Origin of the sequence: Variovorax nitratireducens, from assembly GCF_051216545.1 — a bacterium.
Classification (GTDB): domain Bacteria; phylum Pseudomonadota; class Gammaproteobacteria; order Burkholderiales; family Burkholderiaceae_C; genus Variovorax.
Genome location: NZ_JBPJZO010000024.1, coordinates 1 through 10524, shown reverse-complemented (window position 1 = coordinate 10524; position 10524 = coordinate 1). Strand labels below are relative to the sequence as shown.

Below are 10524 nucleotides of genomic sequence, written 5' to 3'. Positions count from 1 at the left end.
TTCTTCCTCTTGCCAGCTTGCTCGGCATCCGCAAAACTGATCTGGCTCATCGCTCGTGCTCCTTTGCAGGTTCAGTCCTTCATGCAAGAAACGTGCTCTTGATCAGATGTTCCCTAGCTAAGCTAAAGCCGGTGAAGCGAAAATTCGTTATTGCCCTGTCCAAGAAGTGGAAGGATCGATCGAATGCGAGGCAGCGTTCCCCGCGGGGAAGACGCCTGAAATTGCCCTCCAGTCCCCAGAAAACCTTGTACATGAAGATGGTGTAGCCAATGGTGGCTGCCAGCGCGAACGCCACGCCGATCAGGATTACCGTCAGGGACAACCTGCATCACTCCTCGATCCAGACGACTTCGATCTATCTCCGCGTCGATGAGGTTAAATGGGCCAGGCAGATCGAGGGGGCGTTTAGTAGCACCAAGCTCGGCAGGTGACCCATGTTTGCCCCATGATCGTAGCCAGCGCTATGTCGCTGTGGGTGCCGCTTGTCAGGGTTGGTGGGGTAGCAGGCACGATCCGCCTTTGCCCCTTTACGCCCCATTCCCCGTCAGTGGTAATCATCCTCGCGCTGGTGGCGGATCGCAGCAACCGCCACCTCCCGGTCGCTGATGATTCGAAACAGAGCTACATACCCCGACGCTCCGAATGGAATGATCAATTCGCGCTCGAGTCGATCCTCTTCAGCAATGCGGCAAGTAAAAGGATTGGTCTCCAGAATTCGGAACTCTGCGCGGATCGCTGCAACTGCGCGGCGCGGTAGATCGAAATCCCCATGCTGCAGCGCCGCCTCAATGAGGAAGTCCTCCAGACGCAGTAGATCCTCAAGGGCCTCAAGCGTCAGCGCGACCGTATACGTCACGATCGCGAAACTGCGCCGCGCTTTTCTCGCGCAAGCTGAACAATCCTTGCATCGAGTCGCGCTTGCATCGCATCGAGTGCGTCTTTGGCCGAGTAGTACTCACCGCTCTTTTTGGCACGTTTCAATGAAGCGCGACCACGTTCGAGAAACTCCTGCTGCGATTTGCGGCGCTGCGCGGCCTGGACTGCGGCCTTCTCGACGAACTGCGATAGCGTCTCCCCCTGGCGTAGCACGCTCTCGATTTCTTCACGCACCGAAGGCTCGACGCGAACGGGAGGCAACTGGGCAGTTTTCATGGAGACCATTGTAATGCAATTGCTATGCGAAGCAATCGGACTACGCTTCTACGTACCCCAGCGACGAACTGCGAGTGGGTCGGTGGACCGACTGCCCCATCAACCTGGCGCCATCGCCGGTCACCCTGACCGCGTCCGATCCGCTAACGGGCGCCGGCAGCCAGGGACGCCCCAAGTGCCGCGCGGTCCGCGCGCTGGCGATCTTGCCGGTGATCGCCAGGGCCGGGAGTTCGCCAGTATCCGCTCGAAGACCGCCCGCACTTCTTGCGCCCGATGCCGTCGATCCTGGCCATCGCTTTGCACATCGGCGTCACGCTCCCACTGGCGAAGAGCTCTTCGACGGCCTGCTCCATCGTTTCGTAGGTGCGCCCGCCAGCGCGAGCCACATAAAACAGCTATTGCGATAATCTTTCTTATCACAATAGCGATATTCAGACGCTAAACTGCGTTTGTGAAAAGTGCCTCGCCCAAGACCACCCGCAAGCGCAGTCCCGAAGGCCTCCCCCAGCCCGCCGCCCTCGCCTGCCTGCGCGCCTGGCATGCCGGGCTCAGTTCGCGCGAGGCGGTCGACCAGTACCTCGAAGGCAGCCGCAAGCCTGGCAAATCCTCCCGGTTGGTGATCACGGCAATTCGCAAGGATCTGGCGCAGCTCGCACGGGTTCGCCAGCGATCTGACCTGGCGCGTCTCTTCGAGCTGCCCCTTGCCGAGCGGGTGAAGAATGCTCGCAAGGTGGCCGACGCGGTCGAGACGCTGGCGTCGTTGCCCTTGCCCTCCCCTCAGGTCACCGATGACATCGATGGCTGGCTGGCTGCCCGCTCGGTGCATGCATTGCGCGCCCATGGCATTCGCACTCTGGCCGATTTGACCGTGCGCGTGCCGCGCCGGCGCCGCTGGTGGGCTGCCGTTCCCGGGCTGGGGGCCTCGGGTGCCCGGCATATTGAGGCGTTCTTCGATGCGCATCCAGCGCTCACGGAAAGAGCCCGGGCGCTCGTGCGCCTCGACGCCCGCGGCGATGTGGTACCACTCGAGCAGCTGATCGTGCCGGCGGAGGTGGATGGGTCGCGTGGTGCCTTCCGCGGGCCTGTGAGGACTTGCACGCTCTCGGCGCGCAATGACTACGAGGCTGTCAATGCCTGGCTGTCGATGCACGAGTCGGCGGCGACGCAGCGGGCGTATCGCAAGGAGGCGGAGCGCCTGATCCTCTGGGCAGTACTTGAACGCGGGCGGGCGCTGTCTTCGCTCACCGCCGAGGATGCGGTGGCCTACCGGGCCTTCTTGCGACGGCCCTCACCCCGATCGCGCTGGGTTGGGCCGGCGCGGCCGCGCACAGCCAGCGACTGGAAACCGTTCACGGGAGATCTGGCGGCGCGATCGGTGGCCTACGCCCTGTCTGTCGTTGGCGCCCTCTTCCGGTGGCTGATCCAGCAAAGGTATTCGCTGGCCAATCCGTTTGCGGGGCTCAAGGTGCGGGGAGCGGACCGGACGCAGGGTCAGGCGGTGATGCGGGTCTTCAGCGAAAGCGAATGGGCGACGGTGCAGTCAGTTGCCGAGGGGCTTGAATGGAGCTATGGCTGGGAGGCCCGCGCGGCCCAGCGCTTGCGCTTCGTGCTGGACTTTGCCTATGCCACCGGGCTGCGCATCAGCGAACTCGTGGGGGCGACGCTGGGCCAGATCGAGGCGGATGGGCATGGCGACACCTGGCTGCACCTGCGGGGCAAGGGAGATCGGCATGCCAAGGTGGCACTGCCCTCCATGGCCCGTGGCGCACTGGACCGCTATCTGGTGCAGCGGCAGCTGCCGGTGACGCCCTCGCGCTGGGAGCCAGGCACAGCGCTGGTCGCGAGCATCGACGGCGATCAGGCCAGCATGGGCAGCAAATCAGGGATCGGTGCGGCCAGGCTATGGGCCGTCATGAAACGGTTCTTCCTGCATGTGGCCGAGGTCATTGCGGATGAAAACCCGGCGGCCGCGGACAAGCTCAAGAAAGCCAGTCCGCACTGGATGCGGCATACGCATGCGACGCATGCGCTGGCCAGGGGGGCGGAGCTCACTACCGTGCGGGACAACCTGCGGCATGCGTCCATACAGACCACCTCGATCTATCTGCACGGGGACGAGGTGAAACGGGCTCGGCAGATGGAGGGGGCTTTTCAAGCCAAGCCATGAGAACGGCGATACGTACGGGGTCTTACTCCGTAGGTCGAGTGTTCGAGTGGCTCAGGGCGCACCACCGTAGGCGTCCGGCAAAGTCACCTTGAAGTCCAGCAACGGACGACGCCACCAGCGGGGCGCAGCTGACCGGGCGTTGCACGGAAGCTCAGGCCGAGGAGCTACATAAACACATAAACTGCAGCCACTGGAGAAGTGACCGTGCCTGCCTGCCCTTGGTTCTTTGCCTCTTTGCTGTGCGTTCTGGCCGTGCCGCTCTCCGCCGCGGAACGCCCCGACCCCCGTCAGGCGTTCGCGCAGATGCAGCCCGCGTTGCGCCATCTTGACTTCGTCTGGGCCCAAGCCGAGGGCGACCTGAACGGCGATGGCATCGCTGATGTCGCGATGCTGTTCAGGGGCAGCAATCGTGACGACACCAACATTGAGGAAAGACTGGTGGTGCTTGCCGGCGCACCTGACGGAGGCTACCGCGTTCTGTCGGTGTCCGGGGAGTTCTGCCATCCGAGCAAGTTCTACAACATGGTCATCCAGCGCGGATCTCTGCTTGTTGAGATGGTCGAGACGGCGGACGCGCGTCGATGGGGTAGCGCGACCATGCGCTTCCGCTACACCGCGGAGATCCACGACCTTCAGCTCATTGGCGAGGATACCCGCTCCGAGGACTACGAGACCGGCGAACAGGAGCGCAGCAGCACCAACCTCCTGACCGGCCAGTACATCTCAACGACGCGCATCAAAGGCAAGACCAAGACGTCAACGCGGCAGCTCACCGCGCCCGCCCGGCCGGCTTTGAACGGCTGGGCTTGCAACGGTTGATACGCGCGTCTACAGCAGCGTGATGACGCCGGCCTCGCCGACGCGCTGCCGGGGCAGACCCGATCGCCCTGGCCGTGGCCGAGCCATCCGGCACCCTCATCCGTTGCCCCGCGAGCCATTGCTGCAGCGCAGTGGCCACGCTGCGCGATCTCTCCTGTCGTATTCGCCTTCGCTCCTCAGGCATCAACCCAGCGACCTCGCGTTCGACGGCGTAGAGCTCGCCGAAGAACTTCAGCGCCTGCTCGCCAACCTGGCTGCCGTGATTGGCCCAGAGTTCGTGGAACTTGCGCCTCGCATGCGCCAGTCAACCCGCCTCGGTGACGCCGAGCTCGAAGCATGCCTTGTAGCCACTGAAGTCGTCGCAAACCAGTGTGCCGCGCCAACCATGAGGCTCGGTCTGGTCGGCCAGCAAGAAAGACAGCGCGGCAGCCGCGCGGAAGATGGCGCGAAGAACGGAATGGGACACCTCCTGCAGGCCGGGGAAGAGGTCTGCCAGGGGTGTCAGGTTGTCAGGGGATGGGGCGCCCTCCTCTGCTCCCGCTTTCAGGGGGCGCGAACGGTTCTGATGCCTTGGCCAGCAGCGCTGAACATAACTGCTTCTTGCTTCCCGGCGTCGCAGCGTACCGTCCGCTCTACGTTCCCCAAAACATGCTTTGCGGCGCCCGCGACAAAAAAATCGTGGCGAAGCCTCACGTCGTCCGCACGTCAACGACAGGAAATCAATATTGACTAAAACATCAGGGAAACCGCGGTCAGATCAGCGCAAGATCGGAAAAATCCCCGACAAACTGGTGAACGCTATGAGCGATATTAGAACGGCGACCTGCTCCCTCTTCAGCATTCCGCTGGCGGAGGTCCTGACAGACGCCAAGCATGGCGCACATACGCACTTCGAGTTGGTAACTGCGACTGTGACTCTCGCCGACGGGCGCGTCGGTACGGGGTATACCTACACCGGGGGAAAAGGCGGCCACGCCATCAAGGCGATGATCGACCATGACCTGGTGCCGGCCATTACAGGCCGCAACGGCGACGAGGTGGAAGGTGTGCACGACGCAATGCAGTGGCATGTGCACTACGTCGGCCGCGGAGGAATCGCATCGTTTGCCATTTCCGCGATCGACATCGCTCTGTGGGATATTCGCGGAACGACCGCCGGCATACCACTTTGGAAGCTTGTCGGAGGAGCCAGCAATACCTGCGACGCCTATTGTGGCGGCATCGATTTGCTGTTTCCGTTGGAGAAACTCCTGTCCAACGTCAGAGGCTATCTCGCGACGGGTGTAAACGCCGTCAAAATCAAGATCGGACGGGACAATCTCGCAGAAGACATTGAGCGCGTCCGAGCGGTTCGTCAGCTCATCGGCCCGCACCGAAAGTTGATGGTCGACGCGAACTACGCAATGAGCGAGGCGCAGGCGTTGGTAGCCTGCAGTGAGCTTGAGCAGTTCGATCTTCTGTGGTTCGAAGAGCCGATTCTTCCGGACAACTATCAGGGTTACGCACGGCTCGCTGCTGCCTCAGGCATGCGGTTGGCCATGGGTGAAAATCTGCACACTCTTCGCGACTTCGACCTTGCGTTCGAGCTGGCCTCGCTATCTTTCATTCAGCCCGATGCGTCCAACTGTGGCGGCATCACCGGTTGGCTGGAAGTTGCCAGGCGGGCCAGGCTGCACGGCATTCCGGTGTGCTCCCATGGAATGCAGGAACTTCACGTGAGCCTGCTGTCCGCGCAGTCGAACGCCGGATGGTTGGAGATCCACAGCTTTCCGATCGACGAATACACATTGCGCCCCCTCGTGATCGAGCGTCATCGCGCAGTAGCCCCGGACGTCCCAGGCATTGGCGTGCAATTCGATTGGTCCGCGCTCGAGCCCCATCGCGTTGCCACGCAGTCCAATCTCGCTTCCATTTAACAGCAACTGGAAGAGCTTCTAACGCTCTGCCCACCATCGGTTCTGTGCGTCGGCCACTTCGATGCGGGCGAAGGACGCGACCAGTATGAGCACGCAAGGCCGTTGAAGCTTGGAGGCCTCGCTGCGAAGCGAAAAAGATCCCAATATCTGCAGTATCGGCCCGGGGTGCTTTCTATCCACCGGATCAAATGCAAATTGCTACGCGCAGTCCGGCGGAGCGATTCAGGCGGCGAGTAATTTCGTTCTTTGAGACATCTTGCACCAACCGAGAGTTGAGCCTTCGTTCGCGTCCCGAAACGTCCACATCACCAAGGGGCAGATTATTTCCTTGCCGCTGCGGTCAGGATCTTTACCATCTCGGCATAGCCACGCGACCTTGCCAGTTCTAGCGGGGAACGTCCCTGCCCGTCCTTGATCTGCAAACTGGCATTTGCTTCGATCAGCGCCTTCAGCGTTGCTTGGTGGCGCGGGCCGCCATCGCCCAGCACGATGGACTCGATCACAGCCGTCCAGTGCAAGTTATTTACGTGATCCAGCGGTGCGCCGGCGGCAATCAGCTGGCGCACCACGCCGTCGTGTCCCAGATGCGCCGCAGCAATGAGAGCGGTGCCGTCGTATCGGCTGGTGATGAGCTTCGCACTGGCGCCAAGCGACAAAAGTAGCCGCAGCATTTCCTCGTCGTTTGCGACCGAGGCAATCGTCACAGCGTCGTAGCGATCGTTCTCCAGCAATTCGAGGTTGGCGCCGGCTTTGGCGAGCGCGCTGATGACCCCGAGCTGGCGCGCGAAGGCGGCAACGTGCACGGGCGTGCGGCCAGCAGCGTCCCGGACGTTCAGGTCCATCTTCGTTGCAACGAGTCTCTCAATCTGCGCCACATCGCCGCGATATGCAGCGGCGTGCAGACCCTCATACCTGGCGGCTTCAACCGTCGTCGGACCGACCTGCGCGTGCAGGCTAGCCGCGCTGCATGCGAACGCAGCAGCGATGATGAGGGTGCGTGCGAGCTTCACTTGAGTAGATCCTTGAACTTGTCGAGCGCGGCGATTGCGCATTGCTCGTCGAGGTGCCCACCCGGTGCGCAGCCCACGCCGCTAGCACCGATCGTTTCGTTGCCAATCTTGATCGGAAACTCCGCCGCCGGGCAGCAGGAAGCCGGGGATATGCACGAGGTTTGCCGCCGCGGGATTCTTATGGACGCCTTCCATCATGGCTTGCGTGTTGCTCTTGGCCGAAGCCGAGGTGAACGCCTTATCGTAGCTGGCCGGGTATGCGGGCCTGCGTTGTAAGCCCATTGCACGGACCGTATGCCGCCTGCGCGGTCGCCGACCGTCGCGTCCACCGCGTATGGCGTGCCTCACAGTTGAAACAGATCAATAGTCGATCGTGATCGAGCCGCCGCCCCCTGCGGTCCGAATAGCGCCTTTGTTGGCGGCCACCGAATACACCGCACCGGTCGGACCAACGCTGCCGCCGCCGCCGCCACCGCCGTCATCGGACGAGCCGCTGCCCCCGCCGCCGCCACCCCCGTAGCCACCCCCGCCGCCGCCACCCGCCGCGGAAGTGCCGCCCGCGCCGCCATTGCCTGTACCTGATCCAATTCCGCCGACATCGCGTTGGCCACCAGCGCCCCCGGCACCGCCGTTGCCATTGCCGCCTGCGGTGCCCGGCGCTCCGCTCCTGGTGGTGCCTCCGGCTCCGCCTACACCGCCATTTCCCCCAAGGCCACCAGATGTGTGACCGCCCTTTGAGCCAGCGGCGGTGCCATTGCCTCCGCCGTCGCCACCGGTGCCGTCCCCACCGATGCCGTAGCCAGACCCCCCGCCCGCACCCGCGATGATCTGGTTCACTGCACCTGCGTTGACGCTGGTTGCCCCACCGCCGCCGCCCGTGTACGTGCCGCCAGCACCGCCGCCGCCAACAAACAGGTTCAACACGTCGCCGCCGTTGACGATGAGAGTTGTTGTCACCCGCCCGCCATTGCCCCCTGCGAAGGTGCCACCACCACCGCCAGCGCCGGTTGCCTCGATACGCACGGACGCGACTCCGGCAGGAACTGTCCAAGTAGTAGCGCCTGCAACACTGAAAACCGCCTGTTGCTGAATCTGCAGCGTCGCATCCGCGCTCACGGTTCCGACAGAGGCGGTGATCGTCGTGCTGCCGATTGCTGCAACGCCCGTGGCCAGTCCGTTTGTGCCCGAAGCGTTGCTGATGGTCGCCACAGCGGGCTGAACAGACGCCCAAGTCGCGATCGAGGTGATGTCTTGCGTTGACCCGTCCGTGTACGTCCCAGTGGCAGCGAATTGCCGAGTACTACCGCTCAAGACTGTGGACGTAGCCGGCGTGACAACCATGGAAACCAGCGTCGCCGGGGTGACGATCAATGCCACTGCAGAGGACGTCACAGAGCCAAAGCTGGCAGTGATACTCGTCGAACCTGCGCTAACTGAAGTCGCCAGGCCAAGGACATCGATGCTTGCGACCGAAGGGGTGCCGGACAACCAGCCCACTTGCGTCGTGAGATCCTGTGTCGTCTGGTTGTTGTACGTGCCAACGGCTGAAAACTGTTGCGTGGTGCCAAGCGCGATGCTGGGAGTCGCAGGGGTCAGCGCGATCGACAGCAGGGTTGCTGCGCTCACATTCAACGTGGCGGTGGTGGTCTGCGCCGCCGGACACAGATTTACCGCAGCACAGGTCGCCGTCACGGTGACCTTGCCGGGCGCAATGCCTGACGCAATACCGGATGCACTTACCGCCGCAACCACAGGACTGGAGGAGGTCCAGACGACGTCGTTGGTGATGTTCTGCGTGGAATTGTCGGTGAACGTCGCGGTTGCGATGAACGCTGCCGTGGTGCCTACGACGATGTCGGATGTGCCGGGCGTGATCGCGATGCTGACGACTGTGGCCGCGATCACCTTCACGTTCGCGCTGCCACTTTGGCCGTCAAGACTGGCCATTATCAAGGCGGTGCCTGGCGCGACGCCGCGCGCTGCTGCAGTAGCCTGGTCTACCGTCGCCACCGTTGGGGTGGCTGAAGTCCAGGTGACACGCGATGTGACATCGGCGTGGGTGTTGTCGCTATAGATCGCAGTGGCCGCAAGTTGAATCGAAGTGCCTGATGCAATAGTCGAATTGGCCGGGCTGACCTCCACAGAGCGCAAGGTCGGCGCAGCAGGCAGACTGGGGAAGACCGCCGGGATCCCACCGCCCCCACCTCCACCGCAGGCGCTTAAAGAGACGAGCCCGGCAAGCGCAACGTTTTTTGCGTAGCGCAGAAACTTGAGACCGAGAATCGTCTGCATCGTTTGTCCAATCGTTGTTGTTGTGATGGCGCAGCTTTGGTCTGAGTTGCTTTGCCGACGAAGCTAGACGCGAACTGACAATGAGCTTCGACTTAGCCCATTGTCACAATATGTAAACGCCCGCCTGAAGTCTTTTTGGGCGTGTCGCAATTAGGGGAATGGGGCCTCGGCTCCTTCGGCCGATCATTGCCCGACTGGTTCCGGTGACCGGCGGGCGCTTCGAAGACGCCACTGCGACGCCGTCAGGGTCAGGTGTGCGGCGCCAGCATCTGAAGGCCCAATGTGGCCGGTGCGTATGAACAAAATCACGGAGGGCGCGCGTTCTCGAGGTCTGTCACAGGAGCCGGCACAACCCACCTTGGTCATCGCCACCACCACCAAGATTGCTGGTAGGGCTCGCCCTTGGACTTGAGCCCTCGAAAGGTTCAAGTCCACGCCCCCAAAAGCACGCCTCCGCCTCCGTGCCCCGCTTTCACCACGCCAGCGCGGTTCAGGCTCATGATCTCTTCACCCGTCTCGACATGAAAGAGCAAGGCTCGCATGTCGAGTTGCCGGTCACGTTCAAACAGCAGCATGCCGTCATGTCCAAGCATGTAAAAAGCATCACCTAGTCTCATTTGGGAGTCGAGGTGCCGAAGACGATAGACAGTGCAAAACACTGTATTCAGTGCATTCGCTAGTGTCCTGTCCCGCTGATACGTGAGCAAAGTCGATGCAGTTTCTCCAGGATCGAGTCAGCGGTAGCGGTCCAGCGAAACGGCTGGGAGTTCGTGTTGTGGTGCGTGACGAACTGGTGGATGCGTTGGACGAGTTGCCTGACGCTGGTGAACGAGCCACGACGGATTGCCTTGTCGGTGATCAGCGCGAAGAAGCGTTCGACCTGATTGAGCCAGGAACTGTAGGTCGGGATGAAATGCATGTGCCAGCGCGGCCGACTTGCCAGCCAGGCTTTGACCTTCGGGTGGCTGTGCGTGGCGTAGTTGTCGACGATGCAGTGCACGTCCAACTCGGCGGGCACGGCGGCGTCGATCTCGCGCAGGAACGACAGGAATGACCCTGCCTCGTTTCCACGTACACCAAGTCACGCAGCCAGGAGGCTGCGTTCCCTTTCGACAGGGGCAAGGTATCCGATGGCCGTGTGCATGCGCACGCGGTTGTAGAAGCCCTC

The 10524-nt window shown here is 62.4% G+C and carries 9 protein-coding genes and 3 pseudogenes; 3 read left to right on the top strand and 9 right to left on the bottom strand.

The window, feature by feature from the left end; translation table 11 throughout:
- Nucleotides 1-79: 79 nt before the first annotated feature.
- The 3 genes from ACSFA8_RS27030 to ACSFA8_RS27020 all read right to left on the bottom strand — a co-directional run bounded on the left by ACSFA8_RS27030 (nt 80) and on the right by ACSFA8_RS27020 (nt 1152).
- On the bottom strand, nt 80-322 hold the full coding sequence (locus ACSFA8_RS27030) for a hypothetical protein (RefSeq protein WP_435482538.1): 243 nt from the start codon (nt 320-322) through the stop codon (nt 80-82).
- A gap of 222 nt (nt 323-544) precedes the next feature.
- A complete protein-coding gene (locus ACSFA8_RS27025) occupies nt 545-856 on the bottom strand; it encodes a type II toxin-antitoxin system RelE/ParE family toxin (RefSeq protein WP_435482537.1) in 312 nt (103 codons plus the stop codon).
- On the bottom strand, nt 853-1152 hold the full coding sequence (locus ACSFA8_RS27020) for a YlcI/YnfO family protein (protein WP_435482536.1): 300 nt from the start codon (nt 1150-1152) through the stop codon (nt 853-855). The genes ACSFA8_RS27025 and ACSFA8_RS27020 overlap by 4 nt, the downstream gene beginning before the upstream one ends.
- 451 nt (nt 1153-1603) lie before the next feature.
- On the opposite strand from ACSFA8_RS27020, the gene ACSFA8_RS27015 reads away from it, so the two are divergent.
- On the top strand, nt 1604-3319 hold the full coding sequence (locus tag ACSFA8_RS27015; RefSeq protein WP_435482535.1) for a phage integrase family protein: 1716 nt from the start codon (nt 1604-1606) through the stop codon (nt 3317-3319).
- A gap of 198 nt (nt 3320-3517) precedes the next feature.
- On the top strand, nt 3518-4138 hold the full coding sequence (locus tag ACSFA8_RS27010; protein WP_435482534.1) for a hypothetical protein: 621 nt from the start codon (nt 3518-3520) through the stop codon (nt 4136-4138).
- Here the strand turns inward: ACSFA8_RS27010 and ACSFA8_RS27005 are convergent.
- A pseudogene (locus ACSFA8_RS27005) lies at nt 4089-4520 on the bottom strand (IS66 family transposase); the annotation flags it as partial. The gene ACSFA8_RS27010 and the pseudogene ACSFA8_RS27005 overlap by 50 nt on opposite strands.
- 343 nt (nt 4521-4863) lie before the next feature.
- Between ACSFA8_RS27005 and ACSFA8_RS27000 the strand changes: the two are divergent.
- Nucleotides 4864-6054, top strand: coding sequence for a mandelate racemase/muconate lactonizing enzyme family protein (locus tag ACSFA8_RS27000; protein WP_435482533.1), 1191 nt, complete (start codon nt 4864-4866; stop codon nt 6052-6054).
- A 320-nt stretch (nt 6055-6374) separates the two neighbouring features.
- Here the strand turns inward: ACSFA8_RS27000 and ACSFA8_RS26995 are convergent, their stop codons facing one another.
- From ACSFA8_RS26995 to ACSFA8_RS26975, 5 genes and pseudogenes are all read right to left on the bottom strand, one after another.
- A complete protein-coding gene (locus tag ACSFA8_RS26995) occupies nt 6375-7064 on the bottom strand; it encodes an ankyrin repeat domain-containing protein (RefSeq protein ID WP_435482532.1) in 690 nt (229 codons plus the stop codon).
- Nucleotides 7061-7399, bottom strand: a pseudogene (locus ACSFA8_RS26990) (GlcG/HbpS family heme-binding protein); the annotation flags it as partial. The gene ACSFA8_RS26995 and the pseudogene ACSFA8_RS26990, both read right to left, overlap by 4 nt.
- A gap of 25 nt (nt 7400-7424) precedes the next feature.
- Nucleotides 7425-9356, bottom strand: a complete 1932-nt coding sequence (locus ACSFA8_RS26985) for an Ig-like domain-containing protein (protein WP_435482531.1) — start codon at nt 9354-9356, stop codon at nt 7425-7427.
- 425 nt (nt 9357-9781) lie between these two features.
- Entirely contained in the window at nt 9782-9931 is a 150-nt protein-coding gene (locus ACSFA8_RS26980) for a hypothetical protein (RefSeq protein WP_435482530.1), read from the bottom strand.
- A 101-nt stretch (nt 9932-10032) separates the two neighbouring features.
- Nucleotides 10033-10407, bottom strand: a pseudogene (locus ACSFA8_RS26975) (transposase); the annotation flags it as partial.
- Nucleotides 10408-10524: the final 117 nt, after the last annotated feature.

What these genes read in the sequence shown, in the direction of transcription:
- ACSFA8_RS27020 (WP_435482536.1), bottom strand. Translation starts at nt 1,152, where the DNA reads ATGAAAACTGCCCAGTTGCCTCCCGTTCGCGTCGAGCCTTCGGTGCGT.
- ACSFA8_RS26985 (WP_435482531.1), bottom strand. Translation starts at nt 9,356, where the DNA reads ATGCAGACGATTCTCGGTCTCAAGTTTCTGCGCTACGCAAAAAACGTT.
- ACSFA8_RS26980 (WP_435482530.1), bottom strand. Translation starts at nt 9,931, where the DNA reads ATGCTGCTGTTTGAACGTGACCGGCAACTCGACATGCGAGCCTTGCTC.